Origin of the sequence: Gluconacetobacter entanii (genome assembly GCF_013155425.1) — a bacterium.
GTDB lineage: Bacteria > Pseudomonadota > Alphaproteobacteria > Acetobacterales > Acetobacteraceae > Novacetimonas > Novacetimonas entanii.
Genome location: NZ_JABJWD010000018.1, coordinates 1 through 302 on the forward strand (window position 1 = coordinate 1; position 302 = coordinate 302).

Annotated in this window: 1 protein-coding gene; it reads right to left on the minus strand. The window is 52.6% G+C overall.

The window, feature by feature from the left end; genetic code table 11:
- The coding region (locus tag HNH97_RS04205) for a transposase (RefSeq protein ID WP_171789979.1) at window positions 1–205 on the minus strand (205 nt) is incomplete at its 3' end.
- Window positions 206–302: the final 97 nt, after the last annotated feature.

Sequence of the window (302 nt, forward strand, 5' to 3'; positions counted from 1 at the left end):
CAAACGCCACAGACTGATCTGGGGAAGATAGTCTTTGACGGAATGACGTCCGCCATTGGTAAAGATGTTGGCGGGTCAGGTCATGTCGACGTGCCACATCCGATACACTTGCTCCATCCACACCAACTTCAGCCAGTATCGCCAGCTTCCGTTCATCCGACCAGCGGCGGCGGCGTTCAACGCCAATCAGGATTTCCTGGGTCATTCTTACCTCTCAAATGACGTCAATAACGACGTCGTTAACGACGGTAAGTTACCAGTCACAATCCTCAATCATAAGGCGGCCTCAAACGGCCGGTTAC